Genomic DNA, 26,876 nt, shown 5'->3' with positions numbered 1-26,876 from the left:
CCATGCCAACCGCGCCGCCGCCCCTGCTTCCGTTCGTCCCAGTCCTCAACCACACCGGCGAGGACCAGCCGGACCGCACCGGCACCGCGGTAGTTGGCGACGACGCTGCGCAGGTCCCGCTTTCGGAGCCACCACTCCGGCCATAACGCAGCTTCACGAGATGCTGGAAAAGCTTCCGGCACCCATCCGCGCCTGGCACGAGGTGCGCCGCAGCTGGCGCGAGACAGGAAACGGCCGACAATAGGGAGAATTTGCCGATTCTTCGGGATTGACACGGGATCGAGGAATTCAATTCCCGCGATCGATCGACACCGCCCTGGATGCCCGGAGAGTCCATCCCGAGGGAACGCTTGGCGGGCTTCGGGCGACATGACCATGATTCGTCCCGATGAAAACCTCGCGCAAATGGATACCCACCCGAGGAGATTGTCAGCGACCATGCGGCAGCAGATCGCGCAGCCCTGCTCGAAAAGCAGGATGCGGATGCTGCTCAGTGCCGCACCCCGGCATCTCAAGCTTCTTGAGCTGCCCGCCGACGATGTGGGAGAGCAGCGGCACTGGGAGAGCATCGGGCCAGAGGCCGGTGCGCTTGCCCTCCGTGAGCACCCGACGGAACGCGCCGGTGGATCCCCTGAGGCTTCGGCCGTTCGCCTTCAACTCCTCGGCGGCGCACTCACCTTCGCCCTCGACGACCTGGAGCAGGATCTGCTGGGCCCGGGGCGGCAGGCGGTCGTAGTACGAGCGGGCGCGCTCTGGCGTCCAGCGGTCGTCGGGCACCGCGGTCACGACCGCCGTCGGCGTGGTGGCGAGGGCGAGCAGCTTCTCCAGCACCTCGGGGGTCGGATTCTCCACGGTGATCGTGATCTTCATGGCGAACACCTTCGCAGCTTGGTGGGCTGAACACAAATAACCTCGGAAAACGTGTCACAGACGATGCCGGCACCTCGGGCTCGGCTTATGTACCAAGGCATGTATCGCGTCCTCTAACTGGATTTAGAGGACGCAACACAGGGCCCGGTACAGATAGGCTGTCCTGGACGGATCATCAGCCCGCCGTGCCGGAAGGAGAGCGCCCGTGGATGCCGAGGCGTCGGACGGCCTGCCCGCCCTGGTGGAGCGCTCCACCGAGGTCGTCGTCGCCGAGCTGGTGAACGACGGTCAGGCGCTCGCGCCGTTCGCGCACACCGGGGTCGACCCCAACGAGACGCTGACCGAGGACGCGGCCGACGACCTCGCCTCCGCCCGGCCCGCGCGCACCAGCCAGACCTACGCCGAACAGTGGCGCTACTTCGCCCGCTGGTGCGCCGACAACGGCCGCCACCCCGGGCCGCGCACCAGCGAGGCGAACATGGTCTCCTACGTCTCCCACCTCCGCCGCCGCGGCGGCCGCGACGGCACGGGCGCGCCCGTCAGCTCCCTGCGCCTGGCGATGGCCGCCATCCGCGACGCCAACGCCCGTGCAGGGTACGAGAACTGGCCCCCGAAGAAGGCGACCGCCGAACTGATCCGCAAGCAGGCCGCCGAACACGCCCGCGCTCGCCGCACCTCGAAGTCGAGCCCCCCCGTCGACGCCGCCCGCATCGCCCACCTCCAGCAGGGCACGACCGCCGACACCCCGCTCGCCCGCTGGCGCGACCTCACGATCCTGCACCTCGGCTACCGCACCCGCGCCCGGCGCTCCGAACAGGCGGCCTACCGCATCGACTCCGTCGCCTTCGAGCACCTGGAGGACGGCACCGAGCAGATGGTCGTCGGCAAACGCACCAGCAAGAGCGACCACTGGTCCACCGGCCGCGAGTACGTCGTCCGCGACCCGGTGGCGATCACCGTCGTCCGCACCTACATCTCACTGCTCGCCGAACTCGGCCAAGCCGAACCGCAGTTGCCGCTACTGCGCGGCATCACCCGCTGGGGCCGGCTCATGCCCGTCCCCGCCTCCGGAACCGGCATGACCGGCCACGCGGTGAACCGCGCCTTCAAGCGCATGGTCACCCGCACTCCCGGCTTCGACGCCAAGAACGCCACCAGCCACGGCCTGCGCGCCGGCGTCCCCGCGGACCTCGCCGCCCAGGGCTACAGCACGGCGGAGATCCTGGTCATCACCGAGGACTGGAAGTCCACCACCATGGTCGAGAAGTACGCCAAGGCCGGCCTGCGCCGCGCCGGCAAGGACAACCTCGGCCGGGCCCAACAGGCCCTCGACTCCCTGGTCGTGCCACCGCCGACCCACCCCGCCCAGTAGGGGGCAGCGATATTATCGGCAGGATGATCGTTTGAACTACCGCCACGCCATGGGAGTCGGCCGCAGAAAGTGTTGGGTAATCGGGTGATCCCTCGCTCTTGAGGTCTTCGGCAAGACGGCGGGCTGCTTCGGTCTCGGTGGGGCCACCCGGCTCGACCTCCTCGCCGACTACCGTCTACACCCACGTCCTCCTCCGCCTCCAGCGCGACACCATCGTGCAGTGCCCATGCGCGTCGGCGTACCGGTCGGCGTGGCGCTCGTCCACCCGGGCCTCCTGGAGGGCCCGCTCGACGGCCTTCCAGGGTCATCCCCGCCGCCCGGCGGCAGACAGCGCCAAGCAGGCCGAGCTCCCGGCCGCCAAGGCCGCCATCATCGTCGTCCTCGTCGGTGTGGTCGTCACCGAGGTCGGCGGGGTACTGGGCAAGGGCGGCGTGCAGCGTCGCCCCGGCCTCCGCCTCGAAGTGCACAACGGGCCCCATCCGGCCGTCCGGACCGGCCTGGAGGACGACCAGGAGCCAGGCGCAGCATGGGAAGGGCGGGGCGGGGGCCGGCTGGCTTCGACCCCCGCTCGCCCGCACCACTGCCACCATCATGCGGGCGCGCAGCGTAGCCTTGACGGACATCCCATGAGCTGGAGAGTCAAATGGCGAGTGCGTGAGCCCAGGGGGACCGGGCAGTCCCCTTCCCATCGGCGGCCCGTCGTTCAGCTCGAACGAATGCCCTAGTCTCGGCGGATGACGCTCTACTTCGACCCGGCGGCCATCCTCGGGAACGACCGCGATGCCTTTCGGGGCCGTTGGGAAGACCGACTGTGGCTCAACGTTCCCGGGCCCTTCTACGGCGGGGAGACCGACACCTGCTGGACGGGACGGCTCTCGGCGCCCGCCCACGTCCTCTATGGAGGCGAGTACCTCAGCGAGTACGTCTATCGCCAGCCCCGAACGCCTGCGGACACGGCCATGCTGGTCGAGGCGGCAGACAACGACCCGTTCCTCGGGTACGGCTGTGATGGAGACTCGCGATGGACACCGGAAACGGTCCGGGAGTGGTGGCGTAACCGCAGCCAGGTCGTGCAATACCTGTCCGATCAGCGGAGCAAGTGGGATGAGGGCGATGCCTGGGCAGGCCAGGGCATAGCCGCCGCCGTTCGCGACTTCGAGCTCTACATCGCCGGTGATCTGGCAACTGACCTGCGGATCTACCTCTACTGGCTGGAAGAGCGGCGGTCCCCCACCCCCGTTGACCGGTTGCCCGCGCTGTAGCGTCACGCGGCGAGTGGAATCGCTGGGACCAAGCTGTCGCCTCGTCGTACGGCGTGCCGGTCTTGAGACAGCCGTGGAGGATACCGGCGAGCCGGTTGGCGAGTTGCCGCAGAGCGCCGCCTTCACCGACGCCGACCACCTCACCCGCTCCGCCGAGGCCTGCGACACATCCAGCTCCAGCCAGCCCTCATCGAGGGATGCCTGACCGGCACCGGCCTGTCACTCGCTCCACCAACTCCGCCCTGAAAACCTCAGTAGACGAGCTTCATCCACGCGCGGATGATCTACACCACCCTGACCCAGGCCACGCTCTACGGGCGGCGGGCCAGCAGGTGGGTGTCGAGGAAGCCCCGTTCGGACGCTGGGTCGTGGGGCAACCGAGCCACTGTGACGAGGCCGGTACCGGCCAGACCACTGGGCATCCGAGAGCAACTGAAAACGCGACACGGGACCAGAGTTCCAGCCAGAAAGCTCAACCTTTGCCAGACATGGCCTAGGGATCCGGCCAATGGCTTCGGGTCAGGTCCGCTTGCGGCTCGCGATCTCGTCAGAGAGCTGCTGCACGTGGGCGGGGTCCGCGTCCCGGGCAAGGGCGACGTAGTGGTCCATGACGGCCGGCCGGTAGCGCACGGGGAACGTCTGTCCTGGGGCGAGTCGGGTGAGCTCGGTGATCGTGAGGTTTTCGTCTGCGATACCGCGGAACAAGATGCCGCCGGCGGTCTCCACGTCGAACATCAGGACCACGCGTGGATTGCCGTTGACCTCCCGCCAGTTGACGAGAACGCCGAGCGCAAGCGCCCCCGTACGCAGTTCCGCATTGCGCTTCCGTGCATCACTGCTCAGGACCGGGTTCGGGGCGACGCCCGGGAAGTCGGGCCCGACGCCGAGCGATTCCCGACTCAGGTCGGGCCTGAGCTGCGCCATCAGATCGTTGAGCTTCTTCTTCGAACCGAACATCCTGGCCCCTCCCTCACACCGGTGCCGAAATCTCGGCCTGGCGCTTCGCCTTCACTGCGATTGTACGTCGCGGCCATTCCCGACCTCCGGCGCATCGCCCCGTCCCGATGGGGTCGCCGTCTGCGGTCGCGGACGGGCTCGGTCGGTGCACCTGTCTGTCGGACGAGTCACGTCCGCACGCCGACAGGAGGACCAAGCCGTGATCGATATTGACCCCAACAGTTCTTCCAGCTCGGCGAACTGGGCCTCTGACAGCTTCGGCACACTCGCGGGACCTGATGAGCTCAGGGCCTCGATGCCGCCCTCGCGCCAGGACCGTCGCCAACGTTCCACCGACCGCTCACTGACCCGTACTTCACGGGCGATCACCGAGGTCCTCTCGTCTGCCTCAAACCGGGCAGCGGCCTCGAACCGAACCTGTTCACGAAACGCCCGCCACTCAGCGGTCAGGCCCCCACCCTGCGCGTACCGCATACCTCCGGCATACCGCAGGGATCACTACCTGTCACTACCCGACAACCAAACGAAAACCTCAGTAACAAGGCTGTGCTCACGCCGCAATCGGGCGGGCACGACATCCCATCAGCGATTCCGCTCCTGGCCGACCGGCAGGGGCAGGATCTGTCAACAGGACTCGAAGTCCAGGGAAGAAAGAGTGCTCACCTGCCGGCGGCTATCAGGCACCGAGTCTGCCGGATGGATCCTCGGTAGGTCTTATTAGGGAATCCGACACCGCCCGAGCAGGCCCTCGCCGCGCTGCGTCCCGGCGAACTGGACACGGACGAGCTCGTCGTCACCGCCGAGCAACTCGCCGTCAATGAACCCGCCGAACCGGGCCTGGCCGCAGGCCGGGTGTGGACGCGGACGATGCTGCCACCGGCTGTTCCGGACGGACAGGTCCGCAGTGCCCTCGGTGGGCCGACCTGCACAAGCTGCGGCGCTATGAGGCGAGGTGGCGGTAGGTGAGGACGCCGGAGGCAGGAGCCAGGGGGGCGATGGTGACATGCTTGCCGGTCCCGGGCGCGTGGACGACCTTGCCGTCACCGATGTAGAGCTGGACATGGCCCCCGCCGTTGGTGATGACCAGGTCGCCCGGCACCAGGGCCCCGCGGGTGGTAGCCCTTCCCGCCTTGGCCATGCCCCAGGTGGTTCGCGGCAGTGCCACCCCGCCGACCTGCCATGCGCGCATCACCAGCCCCGAGCAGTCGAAGGAGCCGGGCCCGGTGGCGCCCCACGCGTACGGCTTGCCGATCTGCGCCCGGGCGAAGGCCACGGCCGCTGCGGTGCCCCTGCCGGCATCGGTCCCGCTGCCCTTGGCCTTGCCGCCCTTCGCGTCACGGCCCCGGTTCTTCTTGCTCCCAGCCCCGGACTTGGCGCTCGAGGACTTCTCCTCCTCGGGCAGCTCACGGATGCCCAGAGCCCCGGGCTCTGCCTCGGGCGTCACCCCGGCCCCGGACGGTGTCCCAATGCCGAAGGCCTGACCGGGCGGGTCCCCGGCGGAGGCCGACCGGATGTCGCTCCCGGTGGAGAACCGGACCGGCACCGCCCCACCGGACGCGTCCGTGACAGTCCCCGCGGCCGGGGAGAAACATGGCACATAAGACCCCCGAACCCACTGGCCGGGCCCGCATCCCATGACGAATGCTCCGCTCTCAGACCCGGGGCACCCAAGCTCATGCAACGAGCGCGTAGTTGGTGAGCTGCGTGTGTTCCTGTCGGTCAGGATGCAGGTATATCCCTGTATGGTCCCTCCACGGGATGTACTTGGCGATCGGCGCCGTGCAGCCTGGTCGAGGCCCCAGCCCGGCCAGATCGCCGACGACCGGGCACACAGCGAGCCGTCCAGGTCATAACCTCCGTCTTCCCGGCTCAGCGGGCACCTGTTCAGAAGCCGTTGTCTTCCCGAGAATGGTGGGCTCGGCCGCGAAGGCGCGACATCTGGACTCAGCCCGTACGATGCTGTCGAAGGCTCAGGCCCAGCTCGCCTGGGCGCAGCTGGGAGAGTCGGCCTCAGGGGGTTTCGGTCCCGCACGCGCAGGGCTTCGGATTCGAACTGAATGGATTGGCGCGCTCTGCGCCCAATCGCTGCAGGTCAGGAAGTGTCGGCCCCGCGCTCGCGGGGATAGCTCCGAGATCGCGGAAGGGCTCGCCAAGCTGATCGTGGTCGGCCCCGCGCTCGCGGGGATAGCTCCAGGCACCGGCAGCGCGGCTACGGCACGTGGCAGGTCGGCGCGCTCGCGGGGATGGCTCCTGCCAGGCGAGCGGGCGTCCGGTGCACTGGGAAGCCGAAGCGCTGGACCGGGACCTGCTGCACGATCTGCTGATGGCGACGGTCGAGCCGTACGTCTACCGCGATGTCCTGGCCGAAGTCCTCGCCGGACGACCCCCGCCAACGCGACCGGCTGCGCGCGTTCCTGAACCGGTGGTGAGCTACAGCCGGTCAGGGCCCCTTCCTGTGCGCAGCCGTCTCCCCGGCGCCGTCACTGTTGGGGGATGCCTGTGGCTGGCCTTTTGCCCTGGCCTGCTCGTCGGGGAGACCACCAGTCCCTGGTGTGCCGCTCCGGTCCCGCCGTCCGACCCGTACACGTCGGGTGAGACCTTCGAGGAACTGGCAGGGGTGGAGGCCGTGGAACAGGCGCGGGGCCCGAGTACTGGCGCCGGGTGATCAACCCCGGTCGGAGTCCGCACCGGTCACGGTGTGGGTCCGAACTTCTGCCAGGCGTCGCTCTTGCCCGGCTCGTCCGTCGCCTTGTTCCACCACTTGGCGCATGAGTAGGAGCCGTTCCACGACACCGTCGAGGTCCAGGCGCCGTCGGTGTCCCCGGCGATGATCCTCGTGCCGGCGGTGGTGGCGCTGTCGCCGGCGAATCGCGGGCGGGGTGGACGCCGGTGATGCCACCGTCGTCTGGTCAACGGGATGCTGTTCCGGCAGCGGACCGGCCTCCCCTGGCGGGGCCTGTCATCCCGCTTCGGCAGCTGGAAGGCGGTTCACGACCGTCATCGAAGGTAGTCGGCGGGTCCCCGCCCCGCCACCGTGGCGCGGGCGGGGCCGGGACTCCTACGTGATGCTCTTCACCAGCGGCACCGCCAGCTGCATGATGTTCGGCAGTCGGCCCAGGATGTCGTCGCCGCTGAGGAACAGCACCCGGTCGCCGATCCGGGTCATCACGATCTCCGAAGTGCTGTACCGGCCGGTGGGCACCCTCTTCATGTCGAAGGCCTCGGCGCCGAGCCCCGGCATGGGCTGCAACGTCACGGTCATCGGGATCGGGGTGCCGTCCACGCTCTTCCCGGTGAAGGTCTTGCAGCGCTCCGCGTACGCCCTCAGGTCGCCGAGCAGTTTGGCCGCGTCGCCGGGGCGGTAGGCGGCCAGGTAGACCTGGACCATGTGCTCCCCGTCGTAGACCTCGTTCATCGCGCCCGAGACCTTGTAGCCCTGGGAGAAGAGGGTCCCGGCGAGACGCATCTGGTTGCACGGTTCCGTGATCTGCGGCGGGTCGGCCCGGTACTCGTTGATGGTGGTGCCGGTGTCGACCTGGTTGCCGTTGCCCTTGATCGTCCACCCGGCGGGCAGCACCGCGGCGGTCGGCAGGGACGCGCGCAGGTCCACCCCGGTGAGGAGCGGAGGGCCGGTCGGCGTGCTGCTGGGGGTGCCGAACGCCGGGGCGCCGGACGCCGGGAGCGTCGGCGCGTCCACCGGGGCGGTGCCCGGGGACGTGGCAGGGGTGGCGGTGACGGCCGCCGGCTTGCCGGATGCGGTCACCGTGCCGGAGGAGCACCCCGTGACGAAGGCCGCGGCCATCGCGGCCGCGCCCACCGCGAGCGGAATCCTGACGGTGGATCGAACCATGGACGCAAGGACCCCCGTGGATTCGTAGCCGAATGCATTGTTTCGCACACAGGGGTATCACCCCCTTGCGGTGACCATACCTTGGCCTGACGTGGCGCCCGACCGGGTTGCCGGCCTGGGCGTCCTGACGGGCCGCCACCTCGCAGCCCGGCTCCCGTGCAGGCACGTGCACGGTGAGGATCGTGCCCGCACCGACCGTCTCGGCGAGGACAACATCACCAGCGTCGAAGTCGACCCGGACATCGCCGCCCGACACCGGCGGGCCGCGACGAGCGGCAACGGAGACGGAGACGGAGACGGAAGCGCCGCACCTCCAGGAGTACACCAGCGCGCGCTGCCCACTCTCCCCCATCGGTCCCGCTCGGAGCGGCCGCCGGCCGCTCCGCCGCTACGGCTGAGGGCGGGCGGCACCGGGTGGCCTTTCTGAGTACGGATGCTCAGGAGTCGTGCCGGGTCGCGCGCATACGGTGGCGGTACGACGCACGGCAGGGGGATGGGGTTGTTCGGCAAGTCGTTGGTGAAGGCGGCTCTGGTGGTGGCGGCGAGCATTGTCGCCCTGATCGGGGTGGCGTTCGCGTTCCAGATCGCTGCATGGTGGTTCATCGGCGCCGACGACTACGCGTCCAAGCCCGGACCCGAGATCGTCCGCCACACTCCGGAGCGGTTCCACGCGCTCAGCGAGCAAACCGTCCGTGACACGTTGGGGGGCCTGAGCCCTGACCTCGTGCTGAGCGACAGGGGCTGTACCGTCAGCCGGTACGAGCCGCGTCCGGACGGCACACCGAGCAAGCTGTCCACCGTCGACCGTCGGTTCACCGCCCGTACCAGGATCAGCGCGTCCCATCGGCAGGAGCTGCGGGACGGCATCGAGGCCGAGTGGCGGCGGCGCGGCCTCCGGCAGAAACCGTCGGCCTGGACCCCGAGCGCCCCGGACGAGGGCCCGGACTACCTCAGCGCCGAAACCTCGGAGGGAATCGCCGTCTGGGTCGCGCTCTCGCCGGAACCGGACCGGACGGTCACCCTCACCATGTCCGTCAGCGGCGGCGATGTCGCGTACGCCCCGGACCGGGCCCGTCCGCTGTCGCCCCTGCGACCGGACATCGAGGACACCTACTGGTCGCGCTGAGCCGGGCACGGCCCTCGTCCGCCGGCGGGCACGTCGGCGACCCGCCGGCCCCGGTTCGGGACACGACGGGCGCCGGAGGAGCCGCCAGTACCAACGCCGTTCAGTCAAACGGCGTTGGTACTAGGCGGACGCGCTGCCCGCAGGGACGGGGACGGGAACGGCGGCGGTCTGCGGAACCGGGGCCCCGGCGCCGGGACGGCCGGCGGGCACGGCCGGCCGCAGGAGGACGGCGCAGGCGACGGCCGCCAGCAGGGCGAGCGAGGCCGACACGACCAGGCAGAGCTGGAGGCCGTCGAGGAAGGAGCCGCCGAGTGCGCTCAGGGCCGGCTTGGTGGCAGGGCCCAGGTCGAGCCCGGCCACGGCGCCGAGGCCCTGCTCCCGGGCGACGGCGAGGACGTGGCCGCCGGTCTCCGCCGGCACGCCGGCGTCGGCGAGCCGGCCGGGCAGGGCGTCGAGGGCGCGGGTGGTCAGCAGGGCGCCGAGCACGGCGGGGCCGAGGGCGCCGCCGAGCTGGCGGAAGGCGTTGTTCCCGGCGGCGGCCATGCCGGCGAGGTGGTGCGGTACGGAGGAGACCGCGGAGGCCGTCATCGGGGTGAGGACGGCGCCGATGCCGAGGCCGAGCAGGACCAGGCGCCAGGCGAGCGACCCGTACGAGGTGCCCGCGTCGACGCCGATCAGCGACAGCAGCGAGCCCGCCATCAGCACCAGGCCGGTGGTGATCATGACCCGAGCGGACACCCGGTGCATCAGCCGTCCGACGGGGACGCCCACGACCAGGGACGTCCCGGACACCAGAACCATCCGCAGCCCGGCCTCCCACGTGCTCAGATGCTGCACCAGACCGAAGTACAGGCTCAGGACGAAGAAGAAGCCGATCAGCCCCAGGAAGCTGATCATGGCGACCAGCGACGTGGCGGCGAAGGCGGGACTGCGGAACAGGGCCAGGTCGAGCATCGGGCTGCTGCTGCGACGCTCCACGACGACGAACGCGACCGCGCTCACGGCGCCGATCACCAGGGCCGCCACCACGGAGGGCGTACCGAAGCCGTCGGCGCCGCCCTCGATCACGCCGTAGACGACGGCGGTGACCGCGACGGCCGCGCTGATCTGCCCGGGCCAGTCGAGCCGCCGGCCGTGCGGCGCCCGGGAGTCCGGCAGCAGGAAAGCCGCGACGACCAACACGACCAGCGACACCGGGATGGGCAGGAGGAAGATCCAACGTACCTCGACGTGCTGCTGCAGCAGCCCGGCGATCAGCGGTCCCAGGGCCAGCGAGGCCAGCATGGACATCGCCCACAGGCCGATGAACCTCCCGCGCTCCCGGTGGTCGGGGACGGCGTGGCTGATCAGGGCCAGCGTGGTGGGCAGCAGGGCCGCCGCACCCAGCCCGGAGGCCGCCTGCCCGACCCACAGCCACTGCACCGAGTCCGCGGCCAGCGAGACGGCCGCGCCCAGTGCGCAGAACGCCATGCCCGCCTGGAACACCCGCTTGCGGCCGTGGACGTCGCCCCACACCCCGGTGGTCAGGATCAGCGCGGCCATCGGCAGCACGAACGCGTCCGAGACCCAGGACAGTTGGGAGGTTGAGGCGCCCAGCGCCCGCTGGAGCGCCGGCAGGCTCACCGACACGGTGGTCACGGGAAGGTAGGCGACGAAGACGCCCAGACAGGCCATGACGAGCGTGACGCCTCGTCCGGCCACGGGGCGCTGCACCGTTGCGGAGTTCACGGGGTGGTTCCTTCGACTGCGGGATGCCGCGCGGGCACCGGTTGCTGGGGGCACAGGAAAGCTTCGGCCCCACGGGCGAGGAATCCCCAAGCGATCCCGGCAGACGTACCAGAACCTCCATTCCGGTCCGCCCCTGTGTCACAATTCCTCTGTGCCTGACGACCTGGACCGCAAAGTCATCCACGGGCTCTACTGCGCCCCCCGGGCCTCGTTCCGCCGCCTCGGCGAGGTCGTGGGGGTGTCCGAACAGACCGTCGCCCGCCGCTACAACGCGCTGCGGCGAGGCGGGATCCTGCGCGTCGTCGGGCTGAGGAGCCCGTCCGCCCACGGGCATGCGGAGTGGGTCGCGCGGCTGCGCTGCCGCCCGGAAGCCGTGGGGCCCGTCGCCGACTCCCTCGCCCGCAGGCCCGAGGTCGGCTACGCCAGCATCGCCTCCGGTGGGTCGGAGATCATCTGCACCATCCGCTCGGCCGTCGGCACCGGGCGCGACGACGTCCTGCTGCGGCAGCTCCCGCGCGCCGCCTCGGTCCTCGACATGAGCGTCGACCTTCTCCTCCACACGTTCGGCGCCCCGGACGCGGTCGGCTGGGCCGGCGGGGAACGCTTCCTGACCGAGGAACAGGTGCGACGGCTGACGGCGGAGCGCCCTGCGGCCGCCGGGCCGCCGCTCGCCCCGGCCGACGAGGACCTCCCGCTCTTCGAGGCCCTGGCGGAGGACGGCCGCGTGTCCCACACCCGCCTGGCGGAGGTCACCGGCTGGTCCACACCCCGAGTCGCCCGCCGCCTGGAGGCCCTGGAGGCCTCCGGCTCCCTCGCCTACGGCATCGACATCCTGCCCGAACGCCTCGGCTACGAGCTCAACGCCGTCCTTTGGCTCCAGGTCGACCTGCCCGGACTCGACCGGATCGGTGAGGAGCTCGGCCGGCACGACGAATGCGCCTTCGTCGCGGCGACCAGCGGCCGGCACAACCTCATGGCCGTCGTCATCTGCCGGGACACCCCCGACTTCTACCGCTACCTCAGCAGCCGCCTGGCCCGCATCGAGGGCATCAGGGGCTACGAGATCAGCATTCGCGTTCGCCGCCTCAAGCAGTCCGTGTCCCTGATCCACCACGGACGGCTGATCCACCCCCCGCTGGGCTGACGCGACCGCACCACCGAACGGGCCTGGACGCCCAGCCTGATCATCTGACTATTGCCGGTCCTGGTCGTTGGTCCGGACATGGGGCGGGGTGATCCGACGGACGTCGACCGGGAACATCTGCTCCAGCAGGTCCAGGCGGAAGCGGACGTGGCCGGTGACATCGACTGGGACGTGTCGGTGGACTCCACGATCGTGCGGGCCCACCAGCACGCGGCCGGTGCCCGCACCGACCCGCCACCGGCCCTCGCTAGCTCAAGGGGGGCTGGGCCGGGAGAACACCGGGGCGAGACGCCGTGGGTAGAGCCTCGTCGCCCGCCCGCCTGGCGGAGGTGGTGCTGGAGGCGAGGGCCCGGGCCGCTCGCACGGCGGCTTCACCACGAAGCTCCACCTGAGCGCGGACGGCCGTTGCGGCCCCCGCTGTCCCTGATCGTCACGCCGGGACAACGGACGGACTGCACGCAGTTCGAGCACTGCCTGGGGCGCGGACAGCAGATTCTCGTACTGCTTGAGGCGCGCACGGTCATCGACATGCGGCATTGAAGATCCTCGCCGGCGACAGTCCGGACTGTGCCGCGAAACGGGACGGTGATGTCGTCTGTTGGCACGGCGAATCGCGAGGAGGTGGGGCATCCCACCCGCCGGCTCACAGGCACATTTCGTCCGGGTGAACGGCCAGCCGTGGACCACCTCCTAGGGGTACCCGCTGCGATCAGCGCTTCGCCACGCCGATGTGCCGAACTCCATTGGCGTGCGGTTCGGAGGCCCGGTGGCGGCCTCATCGCCGGTCGCCGCCGATGGCACGGTCACCCGGATCGAGCGGCTCACCGAGCTGCCTGAGCATCCCTGACCCGGCCTGTGGCGGCTGGCGCGCGCCGCCTTGAGCTGCGGGTCGCACCGGTTGTCGCGAAGCCTTGACACTGCGTCACAGGCTGGGAACCCTGGTGCTGTACTCCAGGGACGTGAGGGACACGGCATGCCATGGTTTGAGGAGAGCGGGCGCCACCAGGGTTTCCCGGTGGCGGTGTTGGCGGACGGCAGCGAGCCGGCGCCGTTGCCGGACGGGCGCACGACTTGGTGGCTCTACAACGGAGCGGATGGTCCTCGGGCCGTCGCGGTGCGCGGTGGTTGCGGCTGCGGCTGGCGGGGTGAGCGCGTGCACCTGCTGGACTTCGGTGACGACGCGGCAACCGAGGCGGTGGGCGAGGCCACCGGGCCGTTCGCGGACTGGGAGTGGCACGTCGACCTGGCCGAGGGTGTGGTGCCGCGCGAGGTCGAGGAGCTCGTCGCCGCGCTGGTGGACCGGATCTGCGACCTGACGGAGAGCCGACCGTACGCCGCCGCCCGTGCGGCCGCCCGCTTCGAGCGCGCCGCCGGTTCGACCGCCCTGCTGGCCGGCCGCAGGGCCCGCAGCAACCTGATGACCTGGGAGTACATCGGCCGCGCCTTCGGCTGCGGGCCGGAGGAGGCGCTGGAGCGGTTCGGCGAGACGCTGAACAACGTGGACCGGGGAGACGAGGGCGAGCTCTGAGGTGTCAGTGCCCCTGGTGGGGTTGGTGCGCCTGGTGCATTCTTGGCCGGTCGTCAGGCTGCTGGGGAGGGCGACTTCGGGTTGCGTGGGGAGCAGCGCGGGGGACAGCCCGCTCGCGACGTACGGCGGACACCGACCCAGCGGGTCGACACCGCCCATCACCGCCACTCCCAGGCCCCAAAGGCGGCAGTTGGTGTCGGCGAGCTACAGAGCCAAGAACCCCTCAACCTTGCTTTTCAGGTACGGCGGCACGTCGGCCAACTCCGAGACGATCAGGTGGACATCCCGCCGGAGTTCGGGGTACTCGCTCCAGACCTGCGCACTCCTGGTGAGCACGGCGGCAAGCAGGTCGCCCTCGTACATGTCGCCTTCCGCCAGGGGGTCGCTCCGCAGGACCTCCACCGCCAGCGGTAGGAGGTAGGCAAGACCGATGTCTTGCCCGATCAGCAGCCGCAGGTCCTCGACCGTCAGGCCGCCGATCGGCTTGCGCCGAAGCCCGCGCGCGGTCGCCATCAGGCGGGTTTCGGCGCCCGATGGGGCCGGCCACCGGTCGCGCTCAAGTTCCTCAAGGGAGCGGTGACGGTTCACGAGTCGAGTCACCGACCGATCGTCCCGTACCAGATCTCAAACGCGGCCTGAGTGATCAACGGTGGCCGCACCCGTTCGATGTCTCCGGTTAGTCCCGGATCAGGCAGAACGGGTGTCCTGCGGGGTCAGCGAATATGCGCCAACTCCGCTTTCCGTCGCCATCGTCGAGCAGCGTGGCGCCCCGCTTGAGCGCGCCTTCCTGGGCCTGATCCAGGTCCTCGACCCCGAGGTCGAGGTGGAACTGCTGGGGGCGGGTGGGGTCCGGCCATTGCGGCGGCTGATGGTTTTCCACACGCTGGAAGGCCAGCACGAACCCACCGTTGGTGTGGAGGGTCGCCCAGCCTTCCCCAAGGGACCACCGCGGATCCGGCTGGTTCACCACGCCGCCGAGAAGCGACTGGTAGAACCGGGACAGCTCAGCAACATCGGCACAGTCCAACACGACACACTGCAGCTTCGCGATCATGCTGGGCAGCATCTCACGATGCCTGATCACGATCTACGGCTGGAGCAGGGGCCAAATGGGGAGGTGAAAGGACGGATCAGATGCGACTGGATCGGCGCGCCGTTTTCGCAGGTGACTGGTGCGGATTGATTGGAATGGCCCATGGAGGCGCTATCGGACCAGTGGTGCGACGAGCGGCGGTCCACGCATCCCGGTCGAGACAAGGACAGCCGCAGAATACTATGACGGCTACATAGAGCTACTTGCCGGGCTGCGTCAGCTTTACGAGGACCAAGCCTGGGCAGACCGGAGGACTCCAGGGGCAGCACCAACCCGACCTGCGGTTCTATTTCCGGATCAGCTCATCCCGAACAGCTTGATCGCGTTGCGCGCGAACGACTGCAGCGTGCCCTTCGAACGGATGTAGTCGCGGAACGCGATCGCGTCCGCGTCCGCACTGTCTTTAGTCGGCAGACACAGAAACGTGAAGAACCGGAGCAGGGCCGAGTGCTCGGTGTCGGTCAGTGTGCCCCACTCGCCACGCAAGCCCCCGCAGGCTTCGGCGAGGCCATTCACGGCGAAGGCCAAGGCCAGGTGCTCGTTGCCTTCATATTCGACGGCGATCCAGCGCTCGAAGTTCGTCTGGGCCTGCGCCGCTTCCGCCGGGGTCGCCTGACGGGCGATCATCTTGGCGATGAGGGCGCCCTGCTCGTCTGCTCGGTTGCTGAACACGTCCGGTCCTTCCTTCTGGCCAGGAGGCTGATCGCCTGGGGACTGCGGTTCGGCCGGTCTGCGGGCGCCGGCGACGGGGCCCAGGCCGCGGGCCAGCCGGTCCCGCAGCCCGTCCAGGGCATCCCGCGCGGCCCAGTTGTGATCGTTCTTCCGGAGGGCGGCCTCGTACCACGCCAGTGCCCGTGGGATGTCGTGCCGGTGGTCTTCGTAAGCCAGGCCGAGGAAGTAGGCTGCCGCGGAACTGCCCAGGTTCGCGGCCTTCTCGTACCAGTACATGGCGCCGTCGACATCGATGTCAGTGACCTCCTTGGGGAGAAGGTTCTCGAGGCGGGCCCGGGCACGGCCCTCCAGAAGCCGGCCCAGCGCGGTCATGGCGTCGGCGTGCCCGGCGTCGGCGGCGGCTCGAAAGAGGGATTCAATGCGCGGGAGGTCAGAAATCTCGGTGTCCCAGGCATTCTCCAACTGGACACCGGCTCGGTAGAGCTCTTCGGGGTCCACGGTGGGTGCGGTGTTTCCGCTCGTTGCGGCCTGGTTAGGGCTGCGGGCGATGATGAACTGGCTGGCACGGTGCCGCACCGACTGTGTGGGCTTCGGCTTGCGATCGCGGATGAGGGCGTTGGAGGCGGCGGCGAACGCGGCATCCAACGGGATGCCGGCGTCGTGGCCGGGGACCCCTGACTCGATGGCATCGATCAGGTAGCGAGTGAAGTAGGTCTGGGGGAGAGCCCCGGCCAGGTCGGGTTCGTACCAGGCAGTCCGGTAGGCCTCGCTGGCCGCAAGGGTGATCACCCCGGAGCAGTGGGTCAGGTCCGTGATGTCGGGTGTGGCCAGGCTGTTGCCCGGGAGCGTCGCCTGTCCGGAGAAGCAACAGTCGAGGATGATCACTTTGGTCGTCGCGCCGGACTCTTCAAGGGCTTCGCGGACATCGGCGAAGCGCAGGCCCGTAGTCTTCTGTGCGGGACCAGTCTCCGGAGACTCGGCCAGGGCGAGGCAGAGCTCATCGCCGTAAAGGCGGCCGTGGCCGACGAAGTAGAACAAGGCCACGTCCTCGGCATCAACGAACCAGCGCATGAGTTCATCAGGAAGGCTCCCACGGCGCTGGGGGCTGCGTACGACCTGCAGGCGATCGGTGGAGGCTCCGGTGGCCGCGGGCCATCCGCACTGCGGCCCGGTCAGCAGTCGCTCCATCCGCTCCAGGCTGTTGCGCGTGGCAGGCCCCACGGCCGGAAGGTAGCGGTAGCCCCATGCGCCGACGAGCACAGCACGCGAGCGTGCATAGTCGTACAGCGGCTCAGGAGCCGTCATCGAGAAGCCGTTCAACGATTCGCAGCGCGTCGTCCACGTTGGTGGCGTCCAACTCGACCTTCTTCTCGCCGACCGTAACGTGGATCCGCAGGCCCGACCGCCGCGAGCGCAAAAAGTCTGGCAGCGTCTTGACCACTGTGGCCAGCACGCTGCTCCCGGCCAGCACGGTCAGCACATCGGACGCACCGAGCTCACCCACCGCCGGCGCCGACGGACGGTAGCTCACCTCGGCACCACCCTGCCCGCGCAGCCACTCGCGCAGACGGGGCAACTCGCCGGGATCCGATGTGGTGAAGTCGATTGCAAGAGCGGCGTCGGCCGGTTCGTACGAAGCCACCGGTCCCCCATTCTGGTACGAGTCTTGATCAGCGTTCTCGTGGGCCGCAGTCACAGGGTCTCAACCGTCTGGCGGACGATCGATCCCCGATCGCTTGATCTTCACGATCGGGGGACCGGCGGAGTGCGGGGCTAGGTGCGGACGAAGTAGAGCGTGAACCGGGTGAGGACCTGCTGGGTGTCGACGTGCCTCCAGCCCACGCGCTCCACGGCCTCGATGACTTCGTCCAGGCCCTTCAGGGCCCGGTCCGGGCGGATCATCCCAGCACGGCTGAGCTCCACCCCGGTGACGAAGTACTGCTCGCCCTGCTCGCGAGCCTCTCTGGCTTCCGCGGCGAACTGGCGCAGGTACCTGCCTTTCATGACCACTTCAAACCCTCCAGTGGAGAAGTTGGTGTCGTCGAAGAACAGTTCCACCACACATGTGGTACCACAGCCGGGGTAGCATGAGCAATATATCAACCAGCAAGGAGAACTGACGGTGAATCAGGACCGCCGGGGCCTGCTGCGCAACGCTGCTGTCGAGGTACTGGCTGATGCAGGCGGGCGCGGTCTGACGCACCGGGCCGTCGACGCAGCCTCAGGGGTGCCGTTGGGCACCACAAAGAACTACTTCCCGACCCGGGATGCCCTGCTGCGCGCAGTGGCCGAGCGGTGCGTGGAGCAGTACCGCGAGATCACGGCGCAAGTGATGGCTGCCAAAGCTGGGCCTACTGACCGCGAGGGGCTGGTGGCCATGCTCCGCGGGCTGCTGGAGAACGTCGCCGGGGCAGGCCGACCGCGCATGCTCGCCTATATGGAGCTCCAGGCCGAGGCAGCCCGCAAAACCTGGCTGTCAGCGATCCTTGACCAGATCGCAACCACCGACTTCACCGGCCTCGAACTGGTCCAGCGGGCCGCTGGACTTCCCGTCACCCCGCAGCGAGCCGCCGTCGTGACCCTCGCCTTGCACGGTGCCATCCTCCATCTGTTGGCGGACAGCCCCAGCACCCTCGCTGCTGGGGGCCTGAAAGACCTCGATCACTTTGTCCGCAGTCTGCTGGATGCGGTGTACCCAGAGGATGCGAACGGTCGGCATGCGATGCAGGCCGAAGCCTGCGGAACGATGTGACCCCTCGTCCCGGGTGGCGTTTGATCAGGTGCTGCTCACCGCCGGGCGTGCGCGTGGCGACTCAGCGCCGGGTGTCTGCGATGGACGGGGTCAGTCCGACACCGCATCAGTCTCCAAGCCTTGGCGGTGCCGATCGTGGTCGAGTTCATCTGCCGGCGCGGACCTACCATCAGGAACCGGTCTTCGTCGAGCTGGCCGGACTCACCCCCGTGGTAGCCGGCTACGACACCGCCTCCGCGCTCGGCTCCCCCGACGGCGGGACCCGGCCGGCGGCCTACGCCCGCCTGTACGCCCGGCCGGAGGGGAGTTCCTGCCGGCGCTCGTCGAGGCGGCGCTCCCCGAGGGGCTCGCGTTCAACCAGTACTGGGCCTACCACGCGATCGGTTCGACCGTGGACGCCGTCGGGCCCGGGAACGTGCGCCTCGATACCGTGCGACTCTGCGTGCGTGCCTGCCCCTGATCCCGCAGGGGTCGGCGTACGGTTCCCGGATTCCGCGTCCGGCTCAGGTCGGCCAGCCGTCGCCCGAATGCCAGTGCCCGACCCACTCCGTGAAGTCCCAGGCCTCGGCGCCGGGCACGGGGATCGCGCCGACGTCGGACACCATCCAGACCTCGCCCCGGTGGGGTCCGGCCGTCACCAACAACCAGAACGAGTGGCCGTCGTGCGAGCCGAGGACCACCGATCCGTGGGTGAAGGCGGCGTGGATGCGTGGATCGTCCGGATCGGCCTCGCCGTCGTCCTCCCACAGCCAGGCGTCGTCCAGCGGGAACGGTTCGCCGGGCAGGCGCGGCCCCAGGTCCGGCCAGCTCGCGGGCAGCCACCCGAGGGGTTGGAGCCCTTCGTCCTCGGCAGGCCCGAGACTGCTGCCGTTGCCGATCTCCGCGACGAAGGTTCGGTAGGGCTCCGGGAGCGCCACTCCGTTCGCGGCCTCCCATGCCATGACGCCGACGTGTCCCAGGGCGGGTTCCCGCCACTCCGGCGGGAACGCGGAGCGCAGGGCGGCGAGGGTGGTCTCATCGGGGCGCTGATCACATGCTCGGGTCGCGACTGGACGGTCTCAGCGGCGACCGACATCCGATCCGGCGCCCCGGTCCGTGACATGGTGGACGGGTGGCACAAGGACCGAGCGGACCGGCTCGCCGATGAAGCGGATCACCGACAGCACCGGTGAATCCTCGACGACCACAACGCTGCCGTATTGCTCCATCGAGCACGGCTCATGCGGCTGGTCGATCCTCAGCAACAGGCCAGTGCCGGGTGTGTGGAAGAAGACCGGGCCGAGCCCTTCGAGATGAAGCCGCAGATGCAGCAGCGACGGCTCATCACCGGCATAGTGGTGCCAAGCCGTGGTCACCCGCAGTAGCCGCCTACCGATCACGTCGGAGGCAAACAGCTCCTGATCGTCGGTCACCGGCCGATGTTCGCATGGCTCTCACTACCGTGGCACCGGGTTGCGCGCGCATCCAGCCTGGATGCCCACCTCTATGCGGCCGGTTTGGCCGTCGGACGGTGAACCTCCAGGACCACCGCCGTTCCGGCCGCCGATCGGTCCTCATGCATAGTGATCACTTGGCCGGGTTGAAGGTGCTGCCACTGCGAGGGATCGAGAGGTGCCAATCGCACCGTGGCTCGCCCACCAGGCTCCATGAAGGGCGTGAACTCCACCCAGAGGCCGGCGATGTTCAGGGCCGGTTCGCCGGTCGCGGTTCGAGTCCCGATGTCCCACATTGGCCGAAGGACGCCAGCACCCGAAAAGGGCGTCTGCCGACGCGCCTCGCCAGCCGGTCGGAGGGTGAGGTCGGCTCGGATGACGCCATTGCGGGCTTCGTAGCAGCGCCAGCGACACCAGGCCGAGCTCGTCTCCAGCCGCATCTGCTCGGCGGCGGTGGCGAGAGTCTCCCAGAAGCTCAGCGGAAGCGGGTGAACGTCACCCAGCTCCTCCAGCAGCCCAAGGGCCACCTCCCACTCATCCTGGGTGAGGTACTCCCAGACGTCGTTCACCGTGATGTCGTTCTCGGTGGCGACCTCTTCGGGAACCAGTAGGGAGGCGGCTTCCAGCAGCTTGGGGACATCCATGCCCTGATTCTGGACCAATGGCGTGCCGCGGACACAGGCCGGCCGCCGGCGAACCGTCCAGGCACGTCGGTGAGCGCGCGCCGGAGGGGCACCCGAGGTAGGGCCGAACTCTCGGAATGGCCCATTACCCGACTCAAGAATCCCCGGACAGTTCCACATGGGCGACGGTCAACCGGGGATGGGCCGAAGCGTCGCTTTTCGGCTCAGGCTACTGGCAGTGGCCCTTGCCCTGGTCGGTGTCGCCACCAGGTCTGCAGCTCGATCACCGCGCCCGCCCCGCGCAGAGGGCCGACCCACTTCGCTGTCACGTCATCACCGACCCCCTCTGCGAGGCGCACTGGCGGCGTCTGCGTCACGATCTGCTTGGCCCGCCAGAGACCGACGCCCACGAGTTCCCGGAGCGCCTTCGCTACTTCCAGGGGCCGCGGGCCCACATCGAGGAGAACGATGTCCTGGGGGATCTCGTCGCAGATCAGCAAGAACTGCTCAGGCACAGTGCTCCTCAGTGCAGATTGGCGGCCGACTGCAGCGATGGCTCGCCTCACTTTTCCGGTGGCGTCCACATCACCCTGACCCGGTCGGCGGCGACGTCGAACCCGAGCAGTGGCTGCGTGCCGCCGCCTTCGGGGAACAGCGGCACCGACTTGCCCAGGCGGCGCCCGATGGCGGTCAGGAACCCGCACAGGACGTCCAGCCGCTCCTGCCCCTGAAGTTCCCGGAGGTCGACGTCGAAGTCGATCTGCTCGTTCCCGAGGAACCGGAAGATCGCGCAGACCTCGGGATCAGGCCGCACACTCAGGCTCGGGCACTCGGCGTCGGCCGGGCGGGACAACACGGCCTCGGCCCGGGGCAGCGGCAGCACCGCCTCGCCCTCGGCGTACTCGAAGGCCCAGCCCTGTTCCTCGATCAGGTCGAGCACGGCCTGCCAGTCCGCCGCCGTCGTCTCCTCAACGAACGCATCGGGCAGGCACCCCCCATCGGTGGGATCGAGCAGCCACGCGACCTGGTCGTCCCACAGCAGATCAGCCATCCCGCCATCCTGCCCGCTGGGTCCTGCCATGCCGACTGAATTTCCTCAAGGCCCCTCAAGACCTGCGGTGATCTCGGCTGCTGCGAGTCGGGCTTCTTCGCGCACCGCCGGGTCGGGGTGATGAAGGAAGGGCTGGATGACGGCCGCGGAGGCAAGGACCAGCATCTTCGCGTCCTACGGGAAGTCCCCCTGGAAGCACTCGCCTGTGGGATATCCGTCGTCGTGCCCCGATGGGACGGCTTCCCCTGCTTCATCGGGCGAGGAGCAGGGCGACTGGCCCATGTCGAGTACCTGTCCCAGCCCCAGGGCAACCCGTACGAGTTCGCCCGGATGAACGACGGACACTTCGCGGAGGTCTGCCGCAGGGTCCTCGACCGCAAGCAGCCGGGCGTCCACGTACGAACACCGGCCGACTCCCGGACACGTTCAGCAATGATCTGCTTCGATGTCGCCGGTCACGACCCCGCGGACATCGTGGCCGCCCTCGAGTTGTTGACCGGACTAGGGCACGTATTCGGTCGTGATCAATCTGCGCGATTCACCTTCGCGACGGGTCCTGATCCGGTAGACCGTTGTGCGTGACGCGAGCGCAATTGACGGATGCAGAATGGGTGTTGATCGAGCCGTACTTGCCGATCGGCGAGTACGGCCCGTACCCGGAGCGGCTGCGGCAGCAGTTCGAGGGCGTGATCTGGCGATTCCGGACGGGCGGGCAGTGGCGGGAGATGCCGAAGGAGTTCGGTGCGTGGTCAACCGTCTCCAATCGGTTCCGGCAGTGGAGGGACGCCGGCGTCTTCGAAGCCCTGCTGGAGGGCGTGATCGCGGAAGCCGCGAAACGAGGCGAGGTGGACTTGTCCCTGGTCAGCGTGGACTCCACCACCGTGCGAGCCCACCACGACGCCGCCGGGATGCACCTCGACCCCGACACCATGGCCGCCCTGGAGAAGGCCGCCGACGAGGCGGAGAAGGCCCGGCAAAAGGGGGAGGCCCGGAGGAACAAGACGGGCAGGACGCCTCAGGTGACCCGAAACGGGAAGAACGGCGACGCATCCGGCGCCGGCGCAAGCTCCGGCTGAAGGCAGCCCTGCTCGGACGTTCCAGAGGCGGACAGACCAGCAAGATCCATTGCGCCGGCGACCGGAAGTGCCGCCCGCTGGCTTTTATCCTGACCGAGGGCCAGGCCGCCGACAGCCCGCAGTTCATCCCCGTGCTGAAGAAGGTACGGGTCCGGGTGCCGGTCGGCCGTCCCCGCACCCGGCCGGACGCGGTAGCCGGGGACAAGGCCTACTCGTCCCGCGGCAACCGCGCCCACCTGCGCAAGCGCCACATCAAGGCGGTCATCCCGGAAAAGAGGGACCAGAGCGCCAACCGGAAGAAGAAAGGCCGCCGGGGCGGCCGGCCCGTCAGCCACGACGCCGAGCTCTACAAGGAGCGCAACACCGTCGAACGCCTGATCAACAAGCTGAAGGCCTGGCGAGGCATCGCCACCCGGTACGACAAGACCCCGGAAAGCTACCTCGCAGGCCTCCACCTCCGTGGCGCGATGATCTGGATCAAGGACCTCACCCGGACCCAGTGATCACAACCGAATACGTGCCCGGCGATTACTTCGGTGAATATGTGTATCGCCAGCCGACGACCACGGCTGAGGTCCTGAACCTGGTGACAGCAGCCCAGGAAGATCCGTACCGCGGCTATGCCTGCGACGGCGACAGCCGATGGACACCCGAGGCTGTTCGGGACTGGTGGCGCGACCGTGGACGGGTCACCGAGTACCTGGAGTCCCTCCTGCCAGGATGGTCGTCCAGCGACAGGTCTGACGAGCGGGAAGCCGCAGAGGGGCTGAGGGACTTTGCCGCCTACATCACTGAAGGGCTCGGAGCGGACCTCCGGAAGTACCTCTTCCGGCTTGAAGAGGGCCACTACCCGAAGAGCCCCGGACCACTGCCTGAGCTCCGATAAACAATGACGGCCACGGGGTGCTCGGTGCTCTCGCACCTGGACCCCGTGGAGTGGGATCAGGTACCTGGCTACCCGGCTGGGCCTCAGACGCCAGGCGGAAAAACCTCGATGATCTCGGCGATGCCAGCGAGAGGTTGGGCCTCGTGCATCGCTATCACGTCACCAGACTTGAGATGCCGCCACTGCTCGGGTTGAAGGGGGGCCAGACGAACGTCGGCCGTCTCTCCGGGACCGAGTTGCGGCGCGAACTCCACCCAGATCCTTGCGATATTCAGATCTCGTTGCCCGTCTGCGGTGCGGTTGCCGATGTCCCACAGCGGCCTGAGTCGCCCATCCCCTGAGAAGGTGCTCTGGCGTCCGCCCTCGTCGGCGCCCAGCAGGGTCAGCGTCGCGCGAACGGTGCCGTGCCTAACTTCCCAAGCCCGCCACTCGCACCAACGGCGGCTGCGGTCGAGCATCATCTGCCGGGCGGCCTCGGCGAGCATCTCCCAGAAACCGGTGGACACGGGATGGACGTCGGCGATCTCGATCAGCACGTCCAGCGCCATCTCCCATTCCTGGAAGGCGATCTCCTCGCGAACGTTCCCGACCGACTGGCCGTTCTCCGCCATGGCGTCCTCAGGCAGCAGTTCGACAGCCCGCCGAAGAAGTGTGAACGCGTCATCCATACGCTGGATTCTCGCCTGGTCCCGGGGCTTTGTCACAGACGACCTGACCCGATCCGGCGGCGCGACACGCCCGGACGCCCCACCGACCTCAAGATCTCTGACCGCTACATTCAGCAACCCGCCCGTCGTCTGGCTCCGCCGGACCCAGCTGAGCTGGTTCGGATAAGCCTGCATCCGCTGCCCGGTCCTCCAGATGGACCCCCGCCAGAAGCCCCGCCTCATCGAGATCATCCAGAACCTCCGCGAACGCATCCGCGAGGCCCGCGCCAACGGCTGGCTCGGCGAGGTTGAGGGACTTCAGGTCAGCTTCGACGCTGCGATGGCCAAGCTCAACAGCCTCAAGAACACTTCCACCGACGGACGCCCTCAACTGGTCGGCCTCGGCATGCCCGTCATCACCGACCCCGCACCCCCGCCAGGAACAGGAGACCCCGGACGGCACCCCGCTCCCGCCGACCGCTGACCGCGTCGAGGACGTCCGCGAGCGGCTCCGCGACTCGGCCGCCGCCCGCGACGTCCTCGACCTCGACGGCTTCCACCCTCATGCCCAGGAGGTCGCTACGAGTGCGAGGCCGAGCATTTCGTTGCTTTCACTGACAGTGCCGCAGCCGCCATCTGCTATTGCTTCCTTGCCGACTGATCAGCGGGTACAAACTCGTTCCCTTCGTCGGGCAGGGCAGACAAGGGGGCGGGGCCGGTAGCCAGGGTGGTGCGGCGGGCGAGATCGGGCAGGACGGTGGCCAGGCCGACCAGCGCCAAGACAGCCCCGAGCCAGAGCGGAGCGCGCAGCCCCCAGATGTCGATCACCACGGCGCCGATGGAGGAGCCGAGGATGATGCCGAGTGTGATGAAGGAGGAGTGCACGGTGTTGACCAGGGGGCCTGCGTTGCCGGTGCGCTGGACGCGGGTCACCATGGCCGGGTTCATGGTGACGCCAACCAGGCCGATGCCCATCATGCAGATGATGGCCGGGGCGGGTACGTCGGCGAGGAGGGCGAAGCCGGTCAGGAACAGCGTGTTGAGGATGAGGCCGACGGCAAGGACCGGGACGGTGTGCCCGTCGGCGAAGCGGCCGACGACGTTGTTGCCTATGACGGTGGCGGCGCCGTAGGCGACGAGAAGCAGAGGGACGGTGCCGGTGGAAAAGCCGGTGACGTCGGTGAGGATGGGGTTGAAGTAGCTGAAGGCGGAGAAGGTGGCGCCGATGATCAGTGTGCTGCTGGACAGCACCAGCCACATCTTGGGTTTCCTGAAGACATCGACCTCCTGGCGCAAGCCGCCGCTGCTCTCCGCGCGTTCGATGCGGGGCACACCGAACAGTGTGGTCCCGGCCGCGACCACGGTGATCAGGGTGATGGTCCAGAACGCGGCGCGCCAGCCGAAACGCTCGCCGACCAGCGTGGAGATGGGCAGGCCGAGCAGGGTGCCGAGCATGAGGCCGTTCATCACGACGGCGATCGCGCGGCCCCGGATCTCGGGGCGGGTGATCTGGGCGCACATCGAGATGCCCACGCCGAAGAACGCCTGGGAGGCGATGCCGGTGATGATCCGCGCGGCCATCATCGTGTCGTAGCCGGTCGCGGTGGCGGCCAGTACGTTGCCGGCGAGGAAGATGACGAACAGCACCATCAGTGCCGTACGCGGGGGGAACTTCATCAGGGCCACGGTCAGGAACGGGCCGCCAGCGGCCATGGCCACCGCGAAGGCGGTGATGAGGTAGCCGATCTGAGGGATGGTCGCGTCCAGTCCTTCGGCCATCTGCGGCATCAGCCCGGCGACCACGAACTCACTGGTCACCATGGCGAAGATGCCGAGTGCCAGGACGTATACGGCACGAGGCACGGGTCGATCTCCTTCGAGGTCAGTTATGTATTGAACGGTCCAAAATTTAGGCAGGCGTGGACGCGGCCCCCGGTGGCGTGCGCCGTCAGCTGGTGAGTGCGTCCATGGTGATTTCGGCGATCGACTCCAGTGCGGCCCGGTCGGCACCGCCCTGGCTGGAGATGCGCATGCCGCCGATCGCCGCGTTGACGAAGCGGGCAAGCGCTCCGGCGTCGTGGGGAGAGGCGATGCTGCCTTCCCGCTGTCCCTCCTGGAGCACCGCGCGCAGTGCCGTCAGCCGGCGCCGTGTGTCGCGGTCCAGCATTTCCGCTGCTCGCGGGTCCCGGGCGACCAGCTCGACCGTGGTGTTCACGGTCAGGCAGCCGAGGCCACGTCCGCCCGTCCGATGTCCCGTCTCCGTCTCGCCGTCGACGACCATGGCGAACAGGGTGCGCAGCCGGTCGGCGGCGCTGTGTCGGGTGTCCTCCAGGACGGCCAGCTGGGCGGTCGTCATGGAGTCGATGTAGCGGGCCAGTACGCGCTCGAAGAGGTCGTGCTTGCTCTTGAAAGTGTTGTAAACGCTGCTGCGTCCCAGTCCTGTGGCGTCGCACAAGTCCTGTGTGGAGGTGGCCTCGTAGCCCTTCTCCCAGAACGTGCGCATCGCCGCATCCAGGGCACCTTCCTCGTCGAACGTCCTCGGTCGGGCCATGGCGCGACCTTAGCCGTTTTGGACCGTCCGTTGCAATACTCTTTTGGAGGCCCACTCCTACCGCGACCTTGAAGCCTTTCCGGCGTGGTCGGTGCCAGAGGAGCGGCCATCAGCCCAAGGCTGTCCGTGACAACCAACACCGACTGCCGCGTACCACCAAACGCAACAGCTCGTAGTCCGGAAAAGAACGCGACGAGTGGTGGGCCCCGCCCCCCCCAACCGCCGGGGCCGGCGGCCACCCGGGGGGGAGGCGGA

General features: G+C 68.8%; 27 protein-coding genes and 5 pseudogenes. 11 read left to right on the top strand and 21 right to left on the bottom strand.

The features are described 5' to 3' along the window. Positions 1-429 precede the first annotated feature (429 nt). Positions 430-870: a hypothetical protein gene (locus ACWGKU_RS15365; protein ID WP_331768562.1), complete on the bottom strand. Its 441-nt coding sequence runs from the start codon at positions 868-870 to the stop codon at positions 430-432. A 205-nt stretch (positions 871-1,075) separates the two neighbouring features. Here ACWGKU_RS15365 and ACWGKU_RS15360 point away from each other — a divergent pair, with 205 nt between their 5' ends. The 3 genes and pseudogenes from ACWGKU_RS15360 to ACWGKU_RS15350 form a co-directional block, all read left to right on the top strand. Then, positions 1,076-2,242, top strand: coding sequence for a site-specific integrase (locus tag ACWGKU_RS15360; protein ID WP_331768563.1), 1,167 nt, complete (start codon positions 1,076-1,078; stop codon positions 2,240-2,242). A gap of 734 nt (positions 2,243-2,976) precedes the next feature. Then, a complete protein-coding gene (locus tag ACWGKU_RS15355; RefSeq protein WP_331768565.1) occupies positions 2,977-3,504 on the top strand; it encodes a ferredoxin in 528 nt (175 codons plus the stop codon). A 112-nt stretch (positions 3,505-3,616) separates the two neighbouring features. After that, positions 3,617-3,750: pseudogene (locus ACWGKU_RS15350) on the top strand (IS630 family transposase); the annotation flags it as partial. Between the two features lie 65 nt (positions 3,751-3,815). Here the strand turns inward: ACWGKU_RS15350 and ACWGKU_RS15345 are convergent. From ACWGKU_RS15345 to ACWGKU_RS15325, 5 genes and pseudogenes are all read right to left on the bottom strand, one after another. Next, positions 3,816-3,914, bottom strand: a pseudogene (locus ACWGKU_RS15345) (SAM-dependent methyltransferase); the annotation flags it as partial. A gap of 109 nt (positions 3,915-4,023) precedes the next feature. Continuing rightward, the gene (locus ACWGKU_RS15340; RefSeq protein ID WP_331768567.1) at positions 4,024-4,461 is read right to left on the bottom strand and encodes a hypothetical protein; all 438 of its coding nucleotides are present in this window, start codon (positions 4,459-4,461) and stop codon (positions 4,024-4,026) included. A gap of 216 nt (positions 4,462-4,677) precedes the next feature. After that, positions 4,678-4,935, bottom strand: a pseudogene (locus ACWGKU_RS15335) (helix-turn-helix domain-containing protein); the annotation flags it as partial. A 466-nt stretch (positions 4,936-5,401) separates the two neighbouring features. After that, complete coding sequence (locus ACWGKU_RS15330) at positions 5,402-5,905, bottom strand: C40 family peptidase (protein ID WP_331768569.1); 504 nt, start codon at positions 5,903-5,905, stop codon at positions 5,402-5,404. Between the two features lie 1,247 nt (positions 5,906-7,152). Continuing rightward, positions 7,153-7,374 (bottom strand): hypothetical protein, encoded by a 222-nt coding sequence (locus tag ACWGKU_RS15325; protein WP_331768895.1) that lies wholly within the window; start codon positions 7,372-7,374, stop codon positions 7,153-7,155. Between ACWGKU_RS15325 and ACWGKU_RS15320 the strand changes: the two are divergent. Next, a pseudogene (locus ACWGKU_RS15320) lies at positions 7,289-7,468 on the top strand (transposase); the annotation flags it as partial. The gene ACWGKU_RS15325 and the pseudogene ACWGKU_RS15320 overlap by 86 nt on opposite strands. A gap of 51 nt (positions 7,469-7,519) precedes the next feature. Here ACWGKU_RS15320 and ACWGKU_RS15315 read toward each other — a convergent pair. Then, on the bottom strand, positions 7,520-8,311 hold the full coding sequence (locus tag ACWGKU_RS15315) for an RAD23 family protein (RefSeq protein ID WP_331768571.1): 792 nt from the start codon (positions 8,309-8,311) through the stop codon (positions 7,520-7,522). Between the two features lie 493 nt (positions 8,312-8,804). On the opposite strand from ACWGKU_RS15315, the gene ACWGKU_RS15310 reads away from it, so the two are divergent. After that, positions 8,805-9,437 (top strand): hypothetical protein, encoded by a 633-nt coding sequence (locus ACWGKU_RS15310; RefSeq protein ID WP_331768573.1) that lies wholly within the window; start codon positions 8,805-8,807, stop codon positions 9,435-9,437. Positions 9,438-9,557: 120 nt separating this feature from the next. Here ACWGKU_RS15310 and ACWGKU_RS15305 read toward each other — a convergent pair whose 3' ends face one another. Next, positions 9,558-11,111, bottom strand: coding sequence for an MFS transporter (locus tag ACWGKU_RS15305; RefSeq protein ID WP_331768871.1), 1,554 nt, complete (start codon positions 11,109-11,111; stop codon positions 9,558-9,560). 205 nt (positions 11,112-11,316) lie between these two features. On the opposite strand from ACWGKU_RS15305, the gene ACWGKU_RS15300 reads away from it, so the two are divergent. Both ACWGKU_RS15300 and ACWGKU_RS15295 read left to right on the top strand, forming a co-directional pair. Then, positions 11,317-12,309, top strand: coding sequence for an Lrp/AsnC family transcriptional regulator (locus ACWGKU_RS15300; protein ID WP_331768574.1), 993 nt, complete (start codon positions 11,317-11,319; stop codon positions 12,307-12,309). Between the two features lie 973 nt (positions 12,310-13,282). Then, positions 13,283-13,837 (top strand): hypothetical protein, encoded by a 555-nt coding sequence (locus ACWGKU_RS15295; RefSeq protein ID WP_331768575.1) that lies wholly within the window; start codon positions 13,283-13,285, stop codon positions 13,835-13,837. 204 nt (positions 13,838-14,041) lie between these two features. Here ACWGKU_RS15295 and ACWGKU_RS15290 read toward each other — a convergent pair whose 3' ends face one another. From ACWGKU_RS15290 to ACWGKU_RS15270, 5 genes are all read right to left on the bottom strand, one after another. Next, complete coding sequence (locus tag ACWGKU_RS15290; RefSeq protein WP_331768576.1) at positions 14,042-14,437, bottom strand: contact-dependent growth inhibition system immunity protein; 396 nt, start codon at positions 14,435-14,437, stop codon at positions 14,042-14,044. A 76-nt stretch (positions 14,438-14,513) separates the two neighbouring features. After that, positions 14,514-14,891 (bottom strand): VOC family protein, encoded by a 378-nt coding sequence (locus tag ACWGKU_RS15285; protein ID WP_331768577.1) that lies wholly within the window; start codon positions 14,889-14,891, stop codon positions 14,514-14,516. Between the two features lie 336 nt (positions 14,892-15,227). After that, positions 15,228-16,907 carry a caspase, EACC1-associated type gene (locus ACWGKU_RS15280; RefSeq protein WP_331768578.1) on the bottom strand — a complete coding sequence of 560 codons (1,680 nt, stop codon included), beginning with the start codon at positions 16,905-16,907 and terminating at the stop codon, positions 15,228-15,230. Next, entirely contained in the window at positions 16,894-17,244 is a 351-nt protein-coding gene (locus ACWGKU_RS15275) for an effector-associated constant component EACC1 (protein WP_331768579.1), read from the bottom strand. Before ACWGKU_RS15275 ends, ACWGKU_RS15280 begins: the two co-directional genes overlap by 14 nt. 131 nt (positions 17,245-17,375) lie before the next feature. Then, on the bottom strand, positions 17,376-17,660 hold the full coding sequence (locus ACWGKU_RS15270) for a hypothetical protein (RefSeq protein ID WP_452178493.1): 285 nt from the start codon (positions 17,658-17,660) through the stop codon (positions 17,376-17,378). Positions 17,661-17,724: 64 nt separating this feature from the next. Between ACWGKU_RS15270 and ACWGKU_RS15265 the strand changes: the two genes are divergently transcribed. Continuing rightward, positions 17,725-18,354, top strand: a complete 630-nt coding sequence (locus tag ACWGKU_RS15265) for a TetR/AcrR family transcriptional regulator (protein ID WP_331768581.1) — start codon at positions 17,725-17,727, stop codon at positions 18,352-18,354. Positions 18,355-18,857: 503 nt separating this feature from the next. Here the strand turns inward: ACWGKU_RS15265 and ACWGKU_RS15260 are convergent. The 5 genes from ACWGKU_RS15260 to ACWGKU_RS15240 all read right to left on the bottom strand — a co-directional run bounded on the left by ACWGKU_RS15260 (position 18,858) and on the right by ACWGKU_RS15240 (position 21,461). Then, a complete protein-coding gene (locus ACWGKU_RS15260; RefSeq protein ID WP_331768582.1) occupies positions 18,858-19,295 on the bottom strand; it encodes an SMI1/KNR4 family protein in 438 nt (145 codons plus the stop codon). 117 nt (positions 19,296-19,412) lie between these two features. Further along, positions 19,413-19,766: a hypothetical protein gene (locus tag ACWGKU_RS15255; RefSeq protein WP_331768583.1), complete on the bottom strand. Its 354-nt coding sequence runs from the start codon at positions 19,764-19,766 to the stop codon at positions 19,413-19,415. 71 nt (positions 19,767-19,837) lie between these two features. Next, positions 19,838-20,431: a hypothetical protein gene (locus ACWGKU_RS15250; protein WP_331768584.1), complete on the bottom strand. Its 594-nt coding sequence runs from the start codon at positions 20,429-20,431 to the stop codon at positions 19,838-19,840. A 203-nt stretch (positions 20,432-20,634) separates the two neighbouring features. Then, on the bottom strand, positions 20,635-20,925 hold the full coding sequence (locus tag ACWGKU_RS15245) for a ribosomal protein L7/L12 (protein WP_331768585.1): 291 nt from the start codon (positions 20,923-20,925) through the stop codon (positions 20,635-20,637). Between the two features lie 47 nt (positions 20,926-20,972). Beyond that, entirely contained in the window at positions 20,973-21,461 is a 489-nt protein-coding gene (locus ACWGKU_RS15240) for a hypothetical protein (protein WP_331768586.1), read from the bottom strand. A gap of 578 nt (positions 21,462-22,039) precedes the next feature. Here ACWGKU_RS15240 and ACWGKU_RS15235 point away from each other — a divergent pair. Both ACWGKU_RS15235 and ACWGKU_RS15230 read left to right on the top strand, forming a co-directional pair. Next, positions 22,040-23,040, top strand: a pseudogene (locus tag ACWGKU_RS15235) (IS5 family transposase). Beyond that, complete coding sequence (locus ACWGKU_RS15230) at positions 23,037-23,423, top strand: hypothetical protein (protein ID WP_331768588.1); 387 nt, start codon at positions 23,037-23,039, stop codon at positions 23,421-23,423. Before ACWGKU_RS15235 ends, ACWGKU_RS15230 begins: the two are co-directional and overlap by 4 nt. Positions 23,424-23,506: 83 nt before the next feature. On the opposite strand, the gene ACWGKU_RS15225 is transcribed toward ACWGKU_RS15230, so the two are convergent. Further along, positions 23,507-24,091 (bottom strand): hypothetical protein, encoded by a 585-nt coding sequence (locus tag ACWGKU_RS15225; protein ID WP_331768589.1) that lies wholly within the window; start codon positions 24,089-24,091, stop codon positions 23,507-23,509. Between the two features lie 193 nt (positions 24,092-24,284). On the opposite strand from ACWGKU_RS15225, the gene ACWGKU_RS15220 reads away from it, so the two are divergent. Next, the gene (locus ACWGKU_RS15220) at positions 24,285-24,554 is read left to right on the top strand and encodes a hypothetical protein (RefSeq protein ID WP_331768590.1); all 270 of its coding nucleotides are present in this window, start codon (positions 24,285-24,287) and stop codon (positions 24,552-24,554) included. A gap of 155 nt (positions 24,555-24,709) precedes the next feature. Here ACWGKU_RS15220 and ACWGKU_RS15215 read toward each other — a convergent pair whose 3' ends face one another. Continuing rightward, positions 24,710-25,933 carry an MFS transporter gene (locus tag ACWGKU_RS15215; protein ID WP_331768591.1) on the bottom strand — a complete coding sequence of 408 codons (1,224 nt, stop codon included), beginning with the start codon at positions 25,931-25,933 and terminating at the stop codon, positions 24,710-24,712. Between the two features lie 85 nt (positions 25,934-26,018). Beyond that, complete coding sequence (locus ACWGKU_RS15210) at positions 26,019-26,621, bottom strand: TetR/AcrR family transcriptional regulator (RefSeq protein WP_331768592.1); 603 nt, start codon at positions 26,619-26,621, stop codon at positions 26,019-26,021. Positions 26,622-26,876: the final 255 nt, after the last annotated feature.

The organism is Kitasatospora sp. NPDC054768, assembly GCF_053612025.1.
This window is presented reverse-complemented; position numbering and strand designations above follow the sequence as displayed.

Bases quoted from the DNA above. Each gene is read 5' to 3' on its own strand.
- ACWGKU_RS15365 (WP_331768562.1), bottom strand. From the start codon at position 870: ATGAAGATCACGATCACCGTGGAGAATCCGACCCCCGAGGTGCTGGAG.
- ACWGKU_RS15355 (WP_331768565.1), top strand. From the start codon at position 2,977: ATGACGCTCTACTTCGACCCGGCGGCCATCCTCGGGAACGACCGCGAT.
- ACWGKU_RS15340 (WP_331768567.1), bottom strand. From the start codon at position 4,461: ATGTTCGGTTCGAAGAAGAAGCTCAACGATCTGATGGCGCAGCTCAGG.
- ACWGKU_RS15315 (WP_331768571.1), bottom strand. From the start codon at position 8,311: ATGGTTCGATCCACCGTCAGGATTCCGCTCGCGGTGGGCGCGGCCGCG.
- ACWGKU_RS15310 (WP_331768573.1), top strand. From the start codon at position 8,805: ATGGGGTTGTTCGGCAAGTCGTTGGTGAAGGCGGCTCTGGTGGTGGCG.
- ACWGKU_RS15305 (WP_331768871.1), bottom strand. From the start codon at position 11,111: ATGGCCTGTCTGGGCGTCTTCGTCGCCTACCTTCCCGTGACCACCGTG.
- ACWGKU_RS15295 (WP_331768575.1), top strand. From the start codon at position 13,283: ATGCCATGGTTTGAGGAGAGCGGGCGCCACCAGGGTTTCCCGGTGGCG.
- ACWGKU_RS15285 (WP_331768577.1), bottom strand. From the start codon at position 14,891: ATGATCGCGAAGCTGCAGTGTGTCGTGTTGGACTGTGCCGATGTTGCT.
- ACWGKU_RS15280 (WP_331768578.1), bottom strand. From the start codon at position 16,907: ATGACGGCTCCTGAGCCGCTGTACGACTATGCACGCTCGCGTGCTGTG.
- ACWGKU_RS15260 (WP_331768582.1), bottom strand. From the start codon at position 19,295: ATGGCATGGGAGGCCGCGAACGGAGTGGCGCTCCCGGAGCCCTACCGA.
- ACWGKU_RS15250 (WP_331768584.1), bottom strand. From the start codon at position 20,431: ATGGATGTCCCCAAGCTGCTGGAAGCCGCCTCCCTACTGGTTCCCGAA.
- ACWGKU_RS15240 (WP_331768586.1), bottom strand. From the start codon at position 21,461: ATGGCTGATCTGCTGTGGGACGACCAGGTCGCGTGGCTGCTCGATCCC.
- ACWGKU_RS15225 (WP_331768589.1), bottom strand. From the start codon at position 24,091: ATGGATGACGCGTTCACACTTCTTCGGCGGGCTGTCGAACTGCTGCCT.
- ACWGKU_RS15220 (WP_331768590.1), top strand. From the start codon at position 24,285: ATGGACCCCCGCCAGAAGCCCCGCCTCATCGAGATCATCCAGAACCTC.
- ACWGKU_RS15210 (WP_331768592.1), bottom strand. From the start codon at position 26,621: ATGGCCCGACCGAGGACGTTCGACGAGGAAGGTGCCCTGGATGCGGCG.